Origin of the sequence: Agrobacterium sp. ST15.13.013, from assembly GCF_027956525.1 — a bacterium.
GTDB lineage: Bacteria > Pseudomonadota > Alphaproteobacteria > Rhizobiales > Rhizobiaceae > Agrobacterium > Agrobacterium salinitolerans.
On sequence record NZ_JAQKGP010000003.1, the window covers coordinates 253301 to 271876 of the forward strand.

General features: G+C 60.4%; 19 protein-coding genes. 12 read left to right on the forward strand and 7 right to left on the reverse strand.

The window, feature by feature from the left end; translation table 11 throughout:
• Positions 1-106: 106 nt before the first annotated feature.
• From PL597_RS04850 to PL597_RS04870, 5 genes are all read left to right on the forward strand, one after another.
• Positions 107-472 carry an AtpZ/AtpI family protein gene (locus PL597_RS04850; RefSeq protein WP_077982850.1) on the forward strand — a complete coding sequence of 122 codons (366 nt, stop codon included), beginning with the start codon at positions 107-109 and terminating at the stop codon, positions 470-472.
• 60 nt (positions 473-532) lie between these two features.
• A complete protein-coding gene (locus tag PL597_RS04855; protein WP_271364683.1) occupies positions 533-1282 on the forward strand; it encodes a F0F1 ATP synthase subunit A in 750 nt (249 codons plus the stop codon).
• A gap of 73 nt (positions 1283-1355) precedes the next feature.
• Positions 1356-1583, forward strand: coding sequence for a F0F1 ATP synthase subunit C (locus PL597_RS04860; RefSeq protein ID WP_003494147.1), 228 nt, complete (start codon positions 1356-1358; stop codon positions 1581-1583).
• A gap of 79 nt (positions 1584-1662) precedes the next feature.
• Positions 1663-2304 carry a F0F1 ATP synthase subunit B gene (locus PL597_RS04865; protein ID WP_077982849.1) on the forward strand — a complete coding sequence of 214 codons (642 nt, stop codon included), beginning with the start codon at positions 1663-1665 and terminating at the stop codon, positions 2302-2304.
• Between the two features lies 1 nt (position 2305).
• Positions 2306-2791 (forward strand): F0F1 ATP synthase subunit B, encoded by a 486-nt coding sequence (locus PL597_RS04870; protein ID WP_271364684.1) that lies wholly within the window; start codon positions 2306-2308, stop codon positions 2789-2791.
• Positions 2792-3119: 328 nt separating this feature from the next.
• Here PL597_RS04870 and PL597_RS04875 read toward each other — a convergent pair whose 3' ends face one another.
• From PL597_RS04875 to PL597_RS04885, 3 genes are all read right to left on the reverse strand, one after another.
• Positions 3120-4295, reverse strand: a complete 1176-nt coding sequence (locus PL597_RS04875) for a peptidase S41 (RefSeq protein WP_271364685.1) — start codon at positions 4293-4295, stop codon at positions 3120-3122.
• 82 nt (positions 4296-4377) lie between these two features.
• On the reverse strand, positions 4378-5031 hold the full coding sequence (locus PL597_RS04880; RefSeq protein WP_271364686.1) for a ribonuclease HII: 654 nt from the start codon (positions 5029-5031) through the stop codon (positions 4378-4380).
• A 335-nt stretch (positions 5032-5366) separates the two neighbouring features.
• The gene (locus tag PL597_RS04885; RefSeq protein WP_020810756.1) at positions 5367-6524 is read right to left on the reverse strand and encodes a PA0069 family radical SAM protein; all 1158 of its coding nucleotides are present in this window, start codon (positions 6522-6524) and stop codon (positions 5367-5369) included.
• Between the two features lie 274 nt (positions 6525-6798).
• Here PL597_RS04885 and PL597_RS04890 point away from each other — a divergent pair, with 274 nt between their 5' ends.
• Positions 6799-7317: a hypothetical protein gene (locus PL597_RS04890; RefSeq protein WP_003521054.1), complete on the forward strand. Its 519-nt coding sequence runs from the start codon at positions 6799-6801 to the stop codon at positions 7315-7317.
• A 13-nt stretch (positions 7318-7330) separates the two neighbouring features.
• On the opposite strand, the gene PL597_RS04895 is transcribed toward PL597_RS04890, so the two are convergent.
• The 3 genes from PL597_RS04895 to PL597_RS04905 form a co-directional block, all read right to left on the reverse strand.
• Positions 7331-8764, reverse strand: coding sequence for an FAD-binding oxidoreductase (locus PL597_RS04895; RefSeq protein ID WP_269823281.1), 1434 nt, complete (start codon positions 8762-8764; stop codon positions 7331-7333).
• Positions 8765-8814: 50 nt separating this feature from the next.
• The gene (locus tag PL597_RS04900) at positions 8815-9792 is read right to left on the reverse strand and encodes an L-threonylcarbamoyladenylate synthase (RefSeq protein WP_271364715.1); all 978 of its coding nucleotides are present in this window, start codon (positions 9790-9792) and stop codon (positions 8815-8817) included.
• A 65-nt stretch (positions 9793-9857) separates the two neighbouring features.
• On the reverse strand, positions 9858-10466 hold the full coding sequence (locus PL597_RS04905) for a DUF6656 family protein (RefSeq protein ID WP_162520482.1): 609 nt from the start codon (positions 10464-10466) through the stop codon (positions 9858-9860).
• A 331-nt stretch (positions 10467-10797) separates the two neighbouring features.
• On the opposite strand from PL597_RS04905, the gene PL597_RS04910 reads away from it, so the two are divergent.
• The 4 genes from PL597_RS04910 to PL597_RS04925 all read left to right on the forward strand — a co-directional run bounded on the left by PL597_RS04910 (position 10798) and on the right by PL597_RS04925 (position 14518).
• Positions 10798-12042, forward strand: coding sequence for an aromatic ring-hydroxylating oxygenase subunit alpha (locus tag PL597_RS04910; protein ID WP_077983039.1), 1245 nt, complete (start codon positions 10798-10800; stop codon positions 12040-12042).
• Between the two features lie 7 nt (positions 12043-12049).
• Positions 12050-13132: a hybrid-cluster NAD(P)-dependent oxidoreductase gene (locus tag PL597_RS04915; RefSeq protein WP_089153226.1), complete on the forward strand. Its 1083-nt coding sequence runs from the start codon at positions 12050-12052 to the stop codon at positions 13130-13132.
• 185 nt (positions 13133-13317) lie between these two features.
• On the forward strand, positions 13318-13779 hold the full coding sequence (locus PL597_RS04920) for a BA14K family protein (RefSeq protein WP_137409862.1): 462 nt from the start codon (positions 13318-13320) through the stop codon (positions 13777-13779).
• 223 nt (positions 13780-14002) lie between these two features.
• The gene (locus PL597_RS04925) at positions 14003-14518 is read left to right on the forward strand and encodes a BA14K family protein (RefSeq protein ID WP_271364687.1); all 516 of its coding nucleotides are present in this window, start codon (positions 14003-14005) and stop codon (positions 14516-14518) included.
• Between the two features lie 57 nt (positions 14519-14575).
• Here the strand turns inward: PL597_RS04925 and PL597_RS04930 are convergent, their stop codons facing one another.
• On the reverse strand, positions 14576-15571 hold the full coding sequence (locus PL597_RS04930; RefSeq protein ID WP_269823279.1) for a transporter: 996 nt from the start codon (positions 15569-15571) through the stop codon (positions 14576-14578).
• Between the two features lie 220 nt (positions 15572-15791).
• Between PL597_RS04930 and PL597_RS04935 the strand changes: the two genes are divergently transcribed.
• Both PL597_RS04935 and PL597_RS04940 read left to right on the forward strand, forming a co-directional pair.
• Positions 15792-17576 (forward strand): acyl-CoA dehydrogenase, encoded by a 1785-nt coding sequence (locus PL597_RS04935; RefSeq protein WP_269823278.1) that lies wholly within the window; start codon positions 15792-15794, stop codon positions 17574-17576.
• A 10-nt stretch (positions 17577-17586) separates the two neighbouring features.
• Entirely contained in the window at positions 17587-18345 is a 759-nt protein-coding gene (locus PL597_RS04940; protein WP_271358975.1) for a crotonase/enoyl-CoA hydratase family protein, read from the forward strand.
• The last annotated feature ends 231 nt before the right edge of the window (positions 18346-18576 follow it).

An 18576-nucleotide genomic window follows, 5' to 3' on the forward strand; every position in this document is an offset into this window, starting at 1 on the left:
TTGCGCGCGACTTCAGAGCGGGCTGGAACAGGCTTAATCCGTCACCGTTTACAACTCCAAAGGGTTCTGGCATGGCTGGAACGGAGAAAATGGGTGGGATTTTAAGATGACTGGCAACCGTGACGATAGTCTGGACGAGCGTCGCAAGCGCCTAGCCGATGAGTTGGCGAAGGTGAAGGCGGAGGATGAGGCGGAAGTGAGGGCGGAGACCAACGCTGCGGAAAACCGGAAAGGTTTTGCGATGGCGGTCAAGCTCTCATCGGAGTTCATTTCTGCCATCGTGGTCGGCGCTATGCTGGGTTATCTTCTGGACTATTTTGCCGGCACGACGCCGTGGGGGATGATCGTTCTTCTTCTTCTCGGTTTCTGCGCAGGCGTATTGAATGTGTTGCGCTCCACGGGCGCGGTGGCCAAGCCGCCGCTACTTGAGAAGGCGGACAGACAGGATGAGGGTGGAAAAGGCGGCCTTTAGGCTGTTTTTCCTTACAGTTGAGATGCCGCGACAGGCGGCGACAGGTAAAGAGGGCAGCCGGTGGCAAACGATCCGACCCATCAGTTCTTGGTGCAGCCGATCATTCCGATCGAAATTGGCGGCGTCGATTTTTCCTTCACCAATGCGTCGCTCTTCATGGTCGCGACCGTGGCTGCGGCTTCCGGTTTCCTTTATTTCGCAACGTCGAACCGCGGTCTGATCCCGACGCGCATGCAGTCCGTTGCCGAAATGTCCTATGAATTCATCGCCTCCATGCTGCGCGAAGGCGCCGGCAAGAAGGGCATGGTATTCTTCCCGTTCGTGTTCTCGCTCTTCATGTTCGTGCTGACGGCCAACCTTCTCGGCATGTTCCCGTATTTCTTCACGGTTACCAGCCAGATCATCGTCACCTTCGCGCTCGCCTGCCTCGTTATCGGCACGGTCGTCGTTTATGGTTTTTACAAGCACGGTCTGCATTTCTTCGGCATCTTTGCCCCTTCGGGCGTTCCGAAGGCGCTTTTGCCGCTGGTCGCGTCGATTGAAATGATCTCGTTCCTGTCGCGCCCGATCAGCCTTTCGGTTCGTCTTTTCGCGAACATGCTGGCCGGCCACATCACGCTCAAGGTTTTCGCAGGCTTCGTCGCCTCCATGGGTGCGCTCGGCGCACTCGGCGTCGGCGGTGCAGTCCTGCCTCTCATCATGACGGTCGCCATGACCGCTCTCGAATTTCTCGTTGCCTTCCTGCAGGCTTATGTGTTCGCGGTACTGACTTGCATGTACCTGAACGACGCCGTGCATGGTGGTCACTGAGAAGTAAAGTCGCTGGCCCCGGCAACGGGCGCCAAAAGATAGCCGCAACAACCTATATCTCAAGGAGTCTCACATGGAAGCGGAAGCAGCAAAGTACATCGGCGCAGGTCTCGCATGCCTCGGCATGGCTGGTACGTCCCTCGCACTCGGCCGTATCTTCGGTGATTACCTGTCCGGCGCACTGCGCAACCCCTCTGCTGCCGACAGCCAGTTCGGCCGTCTGGTATTCGGCTTCGCCGTTACGGAAGCTCTGGGCATCTTCTCGCTGCTCGTAGCTCTCCTTCTCCTGTTCGCTGTTTAATACCGGCATCAGGTCTGGATCACGGCCCGCAACTGGCGTGCCGTGATCCTTCGCATTTGCAGTACCCCTGGAGGTGAGCATGTTCGTGACCGAGGCTTATGCCCAGTCAGCACCGACCGTAGGTGAAACGCATACGGAAACTCCGGCTGTCGGCCAGCCGCAACCGGAAGCCACGCACACGGAAACCGGTGTGGCGCACGGCGCCGAACACGGCGCTTCCGGCGTATTCCCGCCGTTCGATCAGTCCACTTATGCATCGCAGGTTCTCTGGCTGGCGATCACCTTTGGCCTTTTCTACCTGCTCATGCAGAAGGTCATCGTTCCGCGCGTCGGCGGCATTCTCGAGAACCGTCATGGACGCATCGCACAGGATCTCGACGAAGCGGCACGGCTGAAAAGCGAAGCCGACGCAGCCGTCGAGACCTATGAAAAAGAACTCGCGGCAGCCCGCGCCAAGGCAAGCTCGATAGGCTCCGCGGCTCGTGACGCCGCCAAGGCCAAGGCTGATGCCGACCGCGCCGCAATCGAGGCAGGACTTGCTGAGAAGCTTGCCGCCGCCGAAAAGCGCATTGCAGGCATCAGGGATCAGGCATTCGCCGATGTCGGCGCCATCGCCGAGGAAACCGCGACCGCAATCGTTGACCAGCTGGTCGGCGCCAAGGTCAAGGATGCCGACGTCAAGGCCGCCATCGCTGCCGCTTCTGCCGTGAAGGGAGCCTGATATGGCATTTGATGCATCATTTTTCGCTCTCGTCGGTCTCGTCCTTTTCTTCGTTCTGATCGCCTATCTCAAGGTTCCCGGCATGTTCGCCAAGTCTCTGGACGAGCGCGCCCAGAACATCCAGGGCGAGCTGGCCGAAGCCAAGCGCCTGCGCGAAGAGGCTCAGCACCTGCTGGCCGAATATCAGCGCAAGCGCAAGGAAGCAGAAGCCGAAGCCGCAGGTATCGTTGCTGCCGCTGAACGCGAAGCAGCAGCGCTGACGGAAGAAGCCAGGCAGAAGACGGAAGAATTCGTCGCCCGCCGTACGGCCCTTTCGGAACAGAAGATCAAGCAGGCCGAAGAAGACGCCATCGGCGCCGTCCGTTCCGCCGCCGTCGACATCGCCATCGCCGCTTCCGAGAAGCTGCTGGCGGAAAAGACAACGGCTGCCGCAAAGGCCAAACTTTTCGCCAACACCATCGGCGAAGTGAAGTCTAAGCTGAACTGAGTTCATCTCGGCATTGTTCAAAACCCCTCCGGCGCACGCCGTGAGGGGTTTTTTGTTTGAGGTGGAAAAGCTGGTTCGGGATATGGTGCCGCCTGTACTATGGAAATGCGGCATGCGCTCCAGCAGGCCTCCGTCGGAGGGGCGGTGATTGGCTTTATTGTTTTTGATACTCAATGTCGGATTGCGCTTCCGCTTTGCGCCAGAAGCGAACGGATGAAGTGTGCATCGCTGATTGCCGTGGCGCCGAAAGCGAAGGCGGCCATTCCATACCTGGCGCAGCATTTTCCGAGGGTCGACCGTCAGCAGTGTGGGCTTAGCCGCCGTTCGTCTAATCGTTCAGACTCTTTAGAACTTGTTGGTAGAATGCGCCTTGTGCGTTCTCAGCAGTAGACCTTACGACCCATTCCCAATCTAAATTCAGTTTTCCTGCCGGGACCATTTGCTGCGCGATTTCAGCCGGTGTGGTTTCGTTGCTGGTTCCGTTCTCCCAGTCGTGAAAGGCCGATGAGTATCGAACGACCGCTCCGCTGACAGGCAAATCGAGTAACCCTCCCTCGGCAAAAAAACTTAACCCGTCGCCCATTTCTTCGCCGATGAGTTTGAGCCTGCGTCCCAGACGATGTTTGAGAATGGCTACAAATACTATCGCTGCGGAAAACGTGAATTTGTCGACAAGCACAGCGACCTGCCCGCCTGCGTTTTCTGAGATGGCGTCGATCAAGGGCATCGTTTGAAGGAAGTCGCCACCGGTGTTTCCGCGAACGTCAATCAAGAGTTTTTTGTTCGGGCAGGCGCTTACATGCTCCGCTGCACCGGAGATGGCTTTCGGCAGCGCAGTTTCGCTTGGATCGAAGAAACTTGGCAATGATATTGAAAGCCCAAGCCCCTGCCAGTCCTCGATCTCCACAAATCGCTCGGGCTTCCAGGCTGGATCAGCCTTGCCATGCTCGTTTCTCGGGTAAAGCATCGGTGCAGGAACTGTCTGCCCGTTCTCCAGTTTGAAATTGGATATCCGCCCATTAGCGTCTTTCACGCAATATTCGGTCGTATTCTCTTTTGAAGAGAAACCGAGGCGGGTCAATGCAAACGGCCATGCCAGAAGAATCGGTCCGATGACCCTTTTCCTCTGACGCGTTCCTGCCAGAAATTCTTCTGCGGCGGCTTCAATTTGGCCCAACGGTGTGCCGTTGACTGCTATCAGCTCTCCTCTTGGTGCAGTCGTTTCCAGTGCCGTTTCAGTTAACTGCACCGCCGTCCCGACGCTCACGAACCTCAGCGGCAGCACCGAGATGCAATCGTTCGGGATCAGCCGTGTATGTCCGTTTTGAGGAAGTGCGAGCAGGCGCATCGCGGAAAACAGAAAGGCCTCTTTGGAGCCCTCCAAAGCATAACGTCGGGTGTCACAAATGCAGCTGTCTATCGCCGCCTGTTCGATCCGGCGAAAGCTGGGATCGGTTGGCAGGACGGTTGCCAGAATTTTCTCGAGATCTTGCGTCAGGGACATGATTTACGGTGCGCATAGTTGCTCGTCGATGTCCAGATCGGGTCGATAGCGGTTGTTCTGGTTGGAACTCCATTAGTTGTGATCAATCCCGCTTCAGCGGCCTGAAACTCATCCGGTGCAGCACGCAAGGCCCGTGGTTTTCAATGGCGCGCAGGTGGGCCGGCGTGCCGTAACCGGCATGGCCTTCGAAGCCGTAGGATGTGTGCACCACACCCGCGCGTTCCATCATCCGGTCGCGGGTCACCTTGGCGACGATCGAGGCGGCGGCGATGGAGAGGGAGCGGGAATCGCCCTTGATGACGGCCTTGGCTTCGCAGGCGATGCCGGGCGGGCGGTCGCGGCCGTCGGCCAAAACGAGGGCAGGGGAGATTTCGAGGCCCAGCACGGCGCGGCGCATGGCGTCGAGGCTGGCGCGCAGGATATTCATGCTGTCGATCAGGCCGGGGCCGGAGGAGGCGACGGATACGATCGAGCTTTCCATGATCTGGACGAACAAGCTTTCCCGTTTCTGCTTCGTCAGCTTCTTGGAATCGTCCATACCCTTGGGAATATTGTCCGGATCGAGAATGACGGCTGCCGCAACCACCGGTCCGGCCAGAGGTCCCCGGCCTGCCTCATCCGTGCCGGCCACGGGCCAGAGGCCCTTCTTTTTCGCTTCCAGTTCGAAGGAAAAATCCGGGCCGGTATCGGCAAGGTCGAAAAGAGCAGGAGAATCGGGTGTGGCCGTGCGTTTCATGCGGCGAAACTCGCATACACACCCGATCTCCTGCAAGCCCCCGGAAGCGGGCGATGACAGGCACGGTGAGCCGGGGTCAAGGGGCGTGGCTCACCGTGCCCCTGAGGTCATCATGACCTTTGATCCTCCAACGGGGCGGCGGAGGAAAAACGATCGCACGCGAGGCGGCGGTTCCGGGGGCAATGTCCGGCAGGCCAGGGAAAACCCGCCGGGCATTTCGTGGGAGTGTGGCGGGTCTATAAAAGAGCCACCGCTCCCTGTCATAGTCTGCCTGATATCGCCGCACGTTCCGTATGGTGCTTCGATCAGGCGGAGTTCTTTTCAGCATCGGTCTTTCAAAGCAGCGACAATTGCACGCCTGCACCGCCCGGCGGCACGAAGAGATCGTCGCGCAGGTGGATGCCACGGCGGATGAGGCCGAGCCTTTTTGTCGCCATCTCGAAACGCCTGCCTATCTGCCAGGCATAGGGGCCGGCACCCTTCATGCGTTTCCCGAATTCCGCGTCATAGTCTTTGCCGTCACGCATGGAGCGCACCAGCGACATGACATGACGGTAGCGGTCCGGATAGTTGCGCAGCAGCCAATCGCGGAAGAGCGGGCTCACCTCCAGCGGCAACCGCAAAAGCACATAAGACGCCTCGGTCGCACCGGCGGCCTTGCCGGCCTCGAGAATACGTTCGATCTCATGATCGTTGAGCGCCGGAATGACGGGCGCCATCATCACGGCCACGGGAATGCCGGCCTCGGTCAGCGCCTTGACGGCTTCCAGCCGCTTCTCCGGCGTGGCGGCGCGCGGTTCCATGTTGCGCGCGAGCTTCCGGTCCAGCGTGGTGACGGAAATACCGACCTTGGCGAGCCCCTTTTTGGCCATGGGCGCGAGAATATCGATATCCCGCTTGATCAGCGCCGATTTGGTGACGATGGCGACGGGATGATCGGCCTTGGCGAGCACTTCCAGTATCTGCCGCATGATGCGCCATTCGCGCTCGATCGGCTGATAGGGATCGGTATTGGTGCCGATGGCGATCACCCGCGGCTTGTAGCCCGGCTTCGCCAGTTCCCGTTCCAGCAGCTTTGCCGCATCCGGCTTGGCGAAGAGCTTGGCCTCGAAATCCAGCCCGGCCGAAAGCCCCATATAGCTGTGCGTGGGGCGCGCAAAGCAATAGATGCAGCCATGTTCGCAGCCACGATAGGGATTGATGGAGCGGTCGAAGGGGATGTCGGGCGATTCATTGCGGGTGATGATGCTGCGCGGCTTTTCCACCTGCACCTCGGTGCGGAATTCCGGCATGTCCTCGAGAGTCTGCCAGCCATCGTCGAAAACCTCGTGCTGCAGTGTCTCGAAGCGTCCATCCGGGTTCAGCCCGGCGCCACGGCCGCGACGGCGGTCGATCTCGATGCGCAGGCCGGATGCATCGGCCAGCGCATTGGCAATATCCGGCATATGGCTCGGCTGGAATGCAGCCTGCCCCGAAAGCGTATGGTTTCTCATCTGGATGCTCCCAGGACGCCGCACGCCTTTCGAGGCACGCTCAACGCCCTAAACCGTTTCCATCCGGACAGGCTTTCAACCGCCTTCCGAATGATTAAATTCCTACATCAGGAATGAGAACAATACAAGAACAAAATTGCAAATTCGGCTCGTTCTCCAGAGGTGGGCGCGGCCCCGTCCGGAGACTGTGCGCCAGGTGGGCAAGGACAGCCTTGGATTTTTACCGCGACGAGCGTAGTGGCAATTTATTGTGCGATGCGTTAGAGCTATGCAGATGTTGACAGTCATAATGGAATGCCGGGATCACGAGCCGGAACTGGCGCACACATTGTCTGCGCTCGTCACCGGGGCCGTGGAAGGGCTTGTAAGCGATGTTGTGATTCTCGATCACGGCTCGCGCGATGGATCGTCGCGCGTCGCCGATGCCGCCGGCTGCCGTTTTTATGGGCAGTGGGACATCGAAGACGTGGTGAAGTCTGCACGCGGCGGCTGGCTGCTTCTGATTGAGCCCGGCGCGCGCCCGCAGGCGGGCTGGATCGACGAGATTCTCGAATATGTGGCGATCTGCGCGCAGCCGGCCCGTTTTTCGCCCTCTCGCTATCACCGGCGCAATGTCTTCAGCCGTATGCTGCGGCGTATTCCGCCATTGGAACACGGATATCTTCTGCCAAAGAAGCATGCGGTGTCGATTGCGAAATCGGGCATGAGCCTGACACAATTTGTCGGCGCGCAGAAGCCGCGCCGGCTGAATGCGGAAATGGTGCCCGCCTGGGCGCTGCGGGCCTCGGCGTAAGCTTGAGGCCGCTTTAGCCGGCCAGAACCTTGCCGGGGTTCATGATGCCGGCGGGATCGAAAGCGTGCTTGATGCGCCGCATCAGTTCCATTTCGATGCCGGGGCGGATGGCCGCCAGCTCGTCGCGCTTCAATTGCCCGATGCCGTGTTCGGCCGAAATGGAGCCGCCGAGCGACAGCACGATGCCATGCACGATCTCGTTCATGTCCCGCCAGCGGCCAATGAATTCGGCCTTGTCGGCTCCCACAGGCTGGGAAATATTGTAGTGAATATTGCCGTCGCCCAGGTGTCCGAAGGCGCAGACGCGGGCGCCCGGGATGGTGGCAAGAACCGCCTTTTCCGCCGTCGCCATGAATTCCGGTATTTTCGACACCGGAACGGAAACATCGTGCTTGATCGAGCCGCCTTCGGGTTTCTGCGCCTCCGACATGCTTTCGCGCATATGCCAGAGCGCCTGCCGCTGCGCTTCGGACGCGGCGATCACCGCATCCTGAACCAGCCCGGCCTCAAAACCGCGCTCCAGCAGCGATTGCATCATGCTATCCGCCGTCTCGGCCGAATCGGAGGTGGAGATATCGATGAGCGCGTACCAGTCATGCGGCTGTTCCAGCGGATCGCGCACGCCGGGAATATGCCGGGCGGTGAATTCGACGCCGATTCGCGGCATGAGTTCGAAGCCGGTCAGCGCCGTGCCGCAGAGATTGGAGGCCATTTCGAACAGTTTCAGCGCGTCTTCGGTGGAGGTGAGCCCCGCAAAGGCCACCTGATGGCCGAGTGGCTTCGGGAAGAGCTTCAGCACCGCGCCGGTGATGATGCCAAGCGTGCCTTCGGAACCGATGAAGAGATCGCGCAGATCGTAACCCGTATTATCCTTTTTCAGCCGGCGCAGCCCGTTCCAGATTTCGCCGGTCGGCAGCACGACTTCCAGCCCGAGGCAGAGCTGGCGCATATTGCCATAAGCGAGCACCGCCGTGCCGCCGGCATTGGTGGCGAGATTGCCGCCGATGCGGCAGGACCCTTGAGAGCCGAGCGACAGCGGGAACATCCGCTCCACGGAATCAGCAGCCTTGTGAATGTCATCGAGAATGCAGCCGGCATCCGCTACGATGATATTGGCGACCGGATCGATATCGCGAACGCGGTTCATGCGCTCCAGCGACAGGATGATGTCGGTGCCATCAGCGCGCGGTGTCTGTCCGCCCACGAGGCCGGTGTTGCCGGTCTGCGGCACGATGGCGGTGCCGGTTTCGCTGGCGAGCTTCAGGATGGCGGCAACCTCTTCGACCGAACCGGGCTTGATGAGCAGCGGCGAGGCGCCGCGATAAAGCCCGCGATTTTCCACGAGGCGCGGCGCCATTTCCGCCGGGTCGCGGACCGCGTTCTTTTCGCCGACAATGACGGCAAAGCGGTCGAGAATGTCGGAGGAGGGGATGGCGGTGGTCGTCATGGGCGGCGTCTCGCTGGCTTTTGAAACATGGGCGAAAGGATTGGGCGCCGTTAGCCTCGCGGCGCGGCGGCGCGGGACAGGCGGTCGTTGATCGCCTCTCCGAGGCCATGGGTGGGAATGGCGGTGATCGCGATCATGTCTGCGCCGCTTGCATCGGCGGCTTTCAGATAATCGAATAGATTGGCGGCGGCCTCGGCAAGATCGCCGGAAGGGCTGAGATCGAGCACGGCGCGCGCCATCTCTTCGCCGGCAATGGCGACGCCGCCGAATCGGATCAGCGCTTCACCTGGCCGAACCGATGTGGCGTGAAGGCGCACGGCCGCACCCGGCGCATAATGCGATGCCAGCATTCCCGGCGCCTCAATGGCGGCGGCGGCCTTTTTCGGCCGGTCGAGGTTTTTTCCCGCAACGCGTTCTATATCCTCGGTGACGACGCCGCCGGGACGAAGCAGCCGCACCCGGCCATCCTCCTCCACCTTGACGATGGTGGATTCGACGCCGACGGTGGCCGCGCCGCCATCGAGAATGAGATTGATCTTCTGGCCAAGATCCGCCTCCACATGGGCTGCACTTGTCGGGCTGATTTTGCCGGAACTATTGGCGCTGGGGGCGGCGAGCGGCCTGTCGAATCGGCGGATCAGATCACCGGCAAAACCCTGCGGCACACGAATACCGACCGTATCGAGCCCGGCCGTCGCCAGCGAATGAATGTCGCTTCCCGCCTTCAGCGGCAGCACCAGCGTCAGCGGGCCGGGCCAGAAGGCCTTTGCGAGCTTCAGCGATATGGGATCGAAGACGGCGTAACGTTCGGCCATGGCGATATCGGCCATGTGGCAGATCAGGGGGTTGAACTGCGGCCGGCCTTTCGTCTCGTAAATGCGGGTGATCGCCGCCGGATTGGTGGCGTCGGCGGCAAGGCCGTAGACGGTTTCCGTCGGCAGGGCGATGGGTTGGCCGGCGGCAAGCTCCGCCACGGATGCTTGCAGGGCTGTTTCCCGCTCATGTTCAATGTTGATGTGACGCGCCATGATGCTGCCTTTCAGGGCGGTCAATAGCGTATTTCAGGCTGGAATGGAAATCGCTATCGCGGCTTTTATATCGCCTTGATGATCCTGCGCATCTCCTCGGACCGCGCGCCAAGCATCAGCACGTTTTTCAGCGCCACGCGCGGATCGTGGGTCTGGAACAGCAGGCCGCCGCGATGCACGGAGGTATCGACGGCGACCTCCTGGTCGGGAAGCGCGTTGATGGCGACGGCGAAATACATCCGCGAGTAGCGCGCATCGATATTTTCGAAGAAGTTTTCAGCCCCGCTCAGCTCGGCGAAGAAATTCGCGAAATAAAAGGACCAGAGCACATGGCGCTCGGCATCGAAGCTGGTTTTCGCCGCCGTGACGTGACAATAGCCGAGATGCGGCCGGTCATTGAGCAGATGGTGAAAAACCATCTTCGGAAAACGGATGGACTGGTGAAAGCCGTTCAGACGGCTGTGGGTGGCGTCGGCGGCAGCTTCCAGCTTTCGCCCCGTCAGAGCAGCCACTTCGTCATGGCTGTAATAGGCACGTTCTTTCGGCAGCCATCGCTCTTCATAACGGCTGATGCGCCCTGTCCGCAGAAAATCGGAATGCGCGGTCTTCGAGCGTATCGGTGCGACCGAATGCCTGCTCGCATCGAAATAGCGTATGCGTGTCGCCTTCTCCACCAGGAACACCCTCGTTGCTGCGGTCCGGCAAGATAAATTGGGGTGCGTTAATACTCCGTTGCGCCGCATCCCCCGTTTTCTTACGGGTGGGGAGTAAAGAGTGCGGTATTATGCGTCATATTGCGACGTCGTTGCAGGCGCTAAATAGCTGTCGGATTTAGCAGTGGAATGGCTTGTGGCGGCGGATTGCGCATGTCGCAATTTGTCGCCAATGCGGAAGCCGATGTCGCTGTCTGTGCTGCCGCAAATGACCGCCGGTGTTTAGATGAGTACATGCTTCCGCAACCCCGCAAATGGTGTCGGGCAGGGCGGTTTGATCGAGGATTTGGCCATGGAATTGCGTGATACCGTATTGCGCCAGCTGAAAAACCGCCGCGAAGGCTTCAGCCTGGAGCAGCCCTTCTACACGGACCCGGATTATTTCAAACTGGACATGGAAACCATCTGGTATCGCGACTGGCTGTTTGTCGGCCATGATTGCGAAGTCCAGAAGTCCGGCAGCTATTTCACTGTGCAGGTCGGCGCTTATTCTGTGGTCATCGTTCGCGGCCGTGACGGGCAAATCCGCGCTTTCCACAATTCCTGCCGCCATCGCGGCTCCCGCGTCTGCACCACGCAGAAGGGCCAGTCGGCCCGCCTTGTCTGTCCCTATCATCAGTGGACCTATGATCTCGACGGCAAGCTGCTGTTTGCGCGCCATATGGGCGAAGAGTTCGACAAGGGCGATTTTGGCCTGAAGCCGGTCGCCTGCGAAACCGTCGCCGGTTACGTCTTTATCTGCCTTGCCGATCAGCCGGCCGATTTCGAGCCGATGCGCAAGGAAGTCGAGAGCTACATGGCCCCGCACCGCATCTGGGAGGCGAAGGTCGCGCATGAGAGCACGATCATCGAAAAGGGCAACTGGAAGCTCGTCTGGGAAAATAACCGCGAGTGCTACCATTGCGCCGCAAACCACCCGGAACTGTGCCGCACCTATCCCGAAAACCCGAGCGTGACGGGAACGGACGGCGGTGCGAGCGATCCCGAGATCGGCGGCCACTGGGCGCGCTGCGAGGCCGCCGGCCTGCCGAGCCGTTTCAAGATCGACAAGAACGGACAGTTCCGCGTCGCCCGTATGCCGCTGATCGGTGAGGCGGAGAGCTACACCATGTCCGGCAAGCCCGCCGTGCGTCGGCCGCTGTCTGATGATGTGAGCATCAGCCATATCGGCGCGCTGTTGCTGTTCCATTACCCGACGACCTGGAACCATTTCCTCGGCGACCACACCATTTCCTTCCGTGTGCTGCCGCTCAGCGCCACGGAGACCATGGTCACCACCAAATGGCTGGTGCACAAGGATGCCGTCGAAGGCGTGGACTACGATCTCGAAGACCTCACCCACGTCTGGAACGAGACCAACGATCAGGATCGCCGCATCGTCGAGGAAAATGCCTTCGGCATCCGTTCCCCCGCCTATGAGCCCGGCCCCTATTCCATGGAGGACGAAGGTGGCGTGATGCAGTTCGTCAACTGGTATTCCGATTTCATGATCGACCGGCTCTCGGGCGACAAGTCCCGGCTTTCGGCTGTAGCGTGATGCGAAGATGAATATGGTTGTGACCTATAAACATATTGATGAGATGAAGCCCTGGAGCGACAAGCTCCAGCTTCTGGAATGCATCTCGGTGACGCCCGAGACGGCGGATGTGATGACGTTTCTGTTCCGTTCGGAGGATCAGAACTGGTTCCGTTATCTGCCGGGCCAGTTCGTCACGCTGGAACTGCCGGTGGGCAAGGAGCCGCTTTACCGCACCTACACATTGTCCTCCAGCCCGTCGCGGCCCTATGCGCTGTCGGTCACGGTCAAGGCGCAGGCCAACAGCATCGGCACGCGCTGGATGTTCGACAATCTGAAACCCGGCATGAAAATCCGGGCGCTCGGCCCGCTCGGCGACTTTTCCTACGTAAAGCATCCCGGCGACAAATATCTGTTCATTTCGGCAGGCTCCGGCGTCACGCCGATGATGTCGATGGTGCGCGACATGAGCGACCGCGCCCCGCAGAGCGATATTGCTTTCATCAATTGTTCGCGCACGCCCGGCGATATCGTCTTCCGTCACGAACTGGAATATCTCGCCCGGTTCATGCCGAACCTGTCGCTCGGCTTCATTGTCGAAAAATGCGGGCGCACCGATCTGTGGTCGGGGCTGAAAGGCATGGTCGACAAGGCCAAGATCGCGCTGCTGGCTTCCGATTTCATGGAGCGAACCGTCTTCTGCTGCGGCCCGGAACCGTTCATGGCAGCGGTCCGTTCGATGCTCGACGCGTCCGGTTTCGACATGGGGCGCTATCATCAGGAAAGCTTCGCGCCGGCTGCGCCGGTCACCGTTGGTGAAACCGTACTTACTGGTGCGGATGGCGAAACGCTGTCGATGGTGGGTTTCACCCTTTCCGGAAAAGAGATGGCCTGCCAGCCCGGCCAGACGGTCCTGATGACGGCGCGCGCCGCCGGCGTCCGTATCGGGGCGGCCTGCGAATCCGGCATCTGCGGCACCTGCCGGGTACTGAAGCTTTCCGGCGAGGTGGAGATGAACCACAATGGCGGCATTCTCGACGAGGAAATCGAGGAAGGCTATATTCTCGCCTGCTGCTCGCGCCCGTTGACAGATGTGAAGGTGGAGGCCTGACGCCAGCAGGCGTTTCAAACCTCCTTCATTCACCGGATGGTTGTCATGGAACCAAATTTTCCTAAATTCGTTTGCACGTCATCGAATTCTTTTCGGGCATAGAGCGGGGGCTAACCTTGATCTCCGACAAGAGCGAGTGAGTGAAAAAGGCGCGGTCAACGCGCTGAAGCAAATGGAGGAAGGTCATGATGAATTTCCGGAGAACGAGTGTCGCGACAGCGATTGTCGTGTTCCTGACCAGCTTTACCCCATCGCAGGCGTTTCAGGTTCCTGTTCCGGTGACGAAGCCGGCTGTGGCGACTGAAAATGTGGTGCCGGTGCAGTACCGTGAATGGGATCGTCGCCGCCATTGGGATGGGCGACACATGCGCCGCCCGCCACCGCATCGAAACGGCTGGTACAACGGTCACCGTGGTTATCGCGATCGTCGGCCGGGTTACCGTTACCACAACGGTTACTGGTTCCCGCTGGCAGCCTTTGCGGCAGGTGCGATTATCAGCGGCGCAATGCAGCAGCCGCGTCCGGCCTATGGCGGCAGCCATGTGGCTTGGTGTCAAAACCGCTGGCGCTCGTATCGCGCCTATGACAACACCTACCAGCCGTATAACGGTCCGCGCCGCATATGCGTGTCGCCTTACAGCCGCTGATGACGGTTTTTCGAAAGCCCGGATTAATCCGGGCTTTTGCTTTTGCAGCGCCGCTGTCGATAAACGAAGCGTGATGACGCCGTTAATGCTGGGTTCAGGCGCAAACGCCTAGCCTGTATTGCGTAAGTTGCAGCCAGATGAAACAAACTGGCCCAATGGGAAGAAAAAAGTGTTATTATTCACGGACAGCGGCCTGTTGACCGTCGTGGATGGAGGAAGTCAGATGAAAAGCTATATGAAGAATATCCTGGCTGCCGGTCTTTCTGCAATCGTGGTTGCGGGAGCGATCGTTCCGGCGGAAGCGGCAATGCCATTGCCGACCGCACCGAAGAGCGTCGAGACCGCCGGCAGTGACGCCGGCAACAATGTCGTGAACGCGCAATATTGGCGCGATCGCGACCGCTGGGGCGATCGCCGCGGCTGGTATCGCGGTCATCGCGGCTATCGCGAATATCGTCCGGGTTACCGCCACCACGACGGCTATTGGTTCCCGCTCGCAGCTTTTGCGACGGGCGCCATCATCGGCGGCGCATTGTCGCAGCCGCGTGAAGTCTACCGCCCGGTTCCGGAATATCGTCCGCGCCCGGTCTATCGGGAATACCGCCCGATCTATCGTGGCGGTCTGAGCCAGGCGCATGTGAATTGGTGCTATGGTCGCTATCGTTCCTACGATGCCCGCACCAACACCTTCCAACCCTATCACGGCCCGCGCCAGCTTTGCTATTCGCCTTATAGCTGATGGCTTGCCAGGCTGAAATTGACAGAGCCGTCCGATCATACCGGGCGGCTCTTTGCGTTACAGGATTCGCGCGCGCTTCAGCACGAACCAGGCAAGCGCCACCGAAATAACGATGAAGATACTGGCCGACAGCGTGCCGCCGGTGCCGACGGTAAACGGCAGTTCATCCGTGTTCATACCGAAAAAACCGGTCACCAGCGAGGGCGGCAGCAGGAACGCCGTCATCAGCGACAGGATATAAAGATGTCGGTTGGTTTCGGAGGAGAGCTTGGAATCGATTTCCTCATGCAGCAGCCTTGCCCGCTCCTGCAGGGCGTAGACGTCGTGATCGACAGCCTCCAGACGGCCCATCAGGCGTGAGGCGACATCCTCGAAACCATCCGGCATCTCGTCATCATCGGCGGCCGAAGCTCGCCGCATCAGGGTCAGCACAGTGCGCAGATGCCGGTGCAGGCGAACCACCGTGCGGCGCAGCGGGGCAAGACGCCGCCGTTCGTCGCGTGTCTCGCTGTCATAGACCAGATCTTCGATGGCGTTGAGTTCCTCCGTCGTCTCCATCACCAGATTGATGAGCGAGCGCTGGAATTCCGCCACCAGCCCCTCGAAGACATGCGACGGCGTGAGGTAGCGGTTGGAATTTTTGTCCACCGCGGCCTTCAGCCGGTCCACCGAATGCAGCGGTTGCAGGCGGGTGGTGATGATGAAACGGTCACTCACCGCAAAATGCAGCCAGCCGAAATCGCGCGTTTCCTTGTCGAATTCCCGCTGGAAATCGACCAACGTGCCATAGAGCGATTTCTCATCGACCACGATGGAAGGATGCGTCTCATGGGTGGTGAGGCTTGCGCGCGCCGCCGGGTCGAGGCCGTCGATGGTCTCGAGAAAACCCGCCACACGCTGATCCGCAAGGTTGAGGTGCAACCAGAAGAACCCGGCGCATCCGGCCATTTCATCAAAGCCGGCATCGGGCGCAAGCCGGCGGCACGGGGCTGTGCCGGGGTGGAATTGATAGGCCCAGACAAGGCCCGGAATAACGGGTGTAACGAGATCCATCGTGGCAGTCCTGACCGGCTGGATGGGAGGAAGGAGGCGTCCGTCGTTCCGGTGTGGGAGCGGCGGCGGCGAGGCGCCTTTCAGCGCATGCTGAACAAATTCACATGACAGTTTTATAACAATCCCGCTGAATAGGCCGGAATTTTCAAATTGACGTTTACGTAAAAATCATTTAGCCCGAGGGCAGTAGCAAGATGCCAGAGCTTCGGGAGGAGGCAGCATGTATAGCGCGCCGGTGGACGATATCGCCTTTACACTCAAACATGTAGCGGGTCTCGAAGACGCGCTGTCGGCGGGTGCGCTGGGAGACCTTGGGGAAGATCTGGTCGATGCCATTCTGCACGAAGCCGGCCGCTTCGCCACCGCAGAGGTCGCACCTCTCGCCGAAATCGGCGATCGCCAGGGCGCAAAGCTAACCGATGGTAAGGTGACGACACCGGATGGCTGGGCCGATCTTTACCGCCGCTGGGCGGAAGCGGGCTGGAATAGCCTCACGGCGCCTGAAGAATTCGGCGGCCAGAACCTGCCGCATATGCTGAATGTCGCAGCACTCGAAATGTGGAATTCCGGCTCCATGGCCTTTGCGCTGGCCCCGACGCTGACCATGGGCGCGGTGGAGGCCCTTGTCGCCCACGGCAGCGATGCGTTGAAGCGCACCTATCTGCCAAAACTCGTCTCCGGCGAATGGACCGGCACCATGAACCTCACCGAGCCGCATGCGGGTTCGGACCTCGGCGTCCTGAAGACCCGGGCGGAACGCAACGGCGACGGCACCTACCGCATCTTCGGCCAGAAGATTTTCATCACCTGGGGCGAACACGACGCGGCGGACAATATCATCCACCTCGTTCTCGCCCGCCTGCCGGATGCGCCGGCCGGAACGCGCGGCATCTCGCTGTTCCTCGTGCCGAAGTTCCTGCCCGATGAAAATGGCGCACCGGGCAGTCGCAACGATCTTTTCTGCCATTCGCTGGAACACAAGCTCGGCATTCACGGCTCGCCCACCTGCACGATGATCTTCGGCGATGGCAAATTCGGTGACGAAAAGGGCGCGCTCGGCTGGCTGATCGGCGAGGAGAACAAAGGTCTCGCCTGCATGTTCACCATGATGAACAACGCCCGCCTTGCCGTCGGCATGCAGGGCGTGGCGATCTGCGAGGCCGCCACCCAGAAGGCCATCGAATACGCCAGGGAGCGCACGCAGGGCAGGGCGCCCGGCTGGCAGGGTTCCGGCATGAGCCCGATCATCGAACATCCTGATATCGCCAGAACACTTCTGACGATGAAGGCACTGACGCAGGGATCACGGGCGATTTCTTTCAGCTGCGCGCATGCCATCGACATGGCGCATGCGACTGAAGACGCCTCGCAGCGCGCTCACTGGCAGGAGCGCGCTGCTCTTTTGACCCCGATCGCCAAGTCTTTCTCCACCGATGCCGGCGTCGATGTCGCCTCCATGGGCATTCAGGTGCATGGCGGCATGGGCTTCATTGAAGAAACAGGTGCTGCGCGTTATCTACGCGATGCTCGCATCGCGCCGATCTACGAGGGCACCAACGGCATTCAGGCCATCGATCTGGTGCTGCGCAAGCTGCCGCTCTCCGAGGGTGCGCAGGTGCGCGGTTTCATCGCTGAGCTGCGTGAGATTGCTGCCCGGACGGCCGCGTCTAACCGCGATGACCTTGGCGAGACCGCCCGTTATCTCGAATCGAGCCTCAACGATCTGGAAATCACGACTGACTGGCTGCTGGAGCGCATCAAGGCTGGCGAAACCGAAACCGCGCTTGCCGGAGCGACGGCCTATCAGCGGCTCTTCGGCCTGGCGCTGACAGGCGCCTATCTCGCCAAGGGCGCATTGGCCGCCGTCGATGATGGCAGGGGCGGGCATCGCGCCGCCCTTTGCCGGTTTGCAGCGGAAAACCTGCTGGCGGAAACGACGGCGCTGAAGGATCGCGTTATATCAGGTGCGGCAAGCCTTGCCGCCGCCCGCACCGTATTGGCTTGAGGAGGCTCAGATGTCGGACGAACACATTCTCGTCGAGCGCGTCGGCCATGCGCCGGAAGTCTCGACCATCCGCTTCAACCGGCCGGACAAGAAAAACGCCATCACCGATGCCATGTATCTGCGCATGGCAGACGCCCTGCATGCCGCCAATGCGGACCCGGAAATTCGCGTCGTCGCCTTTCTCGGCACGGAAGGCTGCTTCTCCGCCGGTAACGACATGGCCGATTTCCTCGCCTTCGCCATGTCGGGCGGCAAGGGCAAACTCGCCGCGCTTGAGCTTCTGAAAGCGCTCGTCGCCTTCGAAAAGCCGATGGTATCCGGCGTCGACGGGCTCGCCATCGGCATCGGCACGACGCTGAACCTGCATTGCGACCTGACGGTCGCCTCCAGCCGCAGCCTGTTCAAAACCCCATTCGTGGACCTCGCTCTGGTGCCGGAAGCGGCCTCCAGCCTGCTCGTGCCGAAACTCATGGGACACCAGCGCGCCTTTGCGCTGCTTGCCATGGGCGAAGGTTTTTCCGCCGAGCAGGCATTGCAGGCCGGAATGATCTGGAAAGTCGTCGCCCCTGAACATGTGGAAAGCGAAACGCTGGCGCTCGCCACCCGGCTTGCGGCCAAACCGCAGCAGGCGCTGAAGATCGCCCGCGATCTGGTTCGCGGCAATCCGCAGGACATACTGGCCCGCATCGAAGAGGAAGGCCGCCATTTCATCGCGCAGCTGCAGAGTGCGGAAGCGCGCGCCGCCTTCGAGGCATTCATGCGTCGCTGAGTGCCGCGGGAATCGGGAAGCCCGCCGCTTGTTTCTTCTCCCCGCCGGGGAGAAGTCCGCGGCAGCGGGATGAGGGGGCGACGGTGGAGATATACCGAGAGCTAGCCCCCTCATCCGACCCTTCGGGCCACCTTCTCCCCGGCGGGGAGAAGAAGCCGGCGGCATCGTCGGAAGTTTGAAGCCACTGTGCTTGCGAAGGTGGATTATGTATGGTCGATCAAATCGGTCCGA